Genomic DNA, 255 nt, shown 5'->3' on the forward strand with positions numbered 1-255 from the left:
CATATCTAATAACATGTTATAACAAGATTCTTTATCTTCATGTTGTGAAAAATTGATAATTAATTGTTCAATTGTATAATCACAGTCTGCTTCATTCACCAATGTATTTCCAGGAGATGTATATGTTCCTTGCGTATCTGCATTTGGAACCCAAACCACTTCTGGATATTGAGCCTGATCAGCAATATCTGTAACTTCTTCCTGCAACCCTCCACGTAATCCGTGATATACATCGGTTTCATCAATTTTGAATAT

1 protein-coding gene is annotated in these 255 nt (G+C 34.1%); it reads right to left on the minus strand.

Going from position 1 to position 255, the window contains the following annotated elements; all coding sequences use genetic code 11:
* Positions 1-255 (minus strand): hypothetical protein (locus SB786_RS36945; RefSeq protein WP_410731674.1); only part of this gene is annotated, 255 nt, incomplete at both ends.

The sequence above is a fragment of the Burkholderia sp. SIMBA_062 genome, from assembly GCF_046534765.1.
Lineage (GTDB): Bacteria > Pseudomonadota > Gammaproteobacteria > Burkholderiales > Burkholderiaceae > Burkholderia > Burkholderia ambifaria.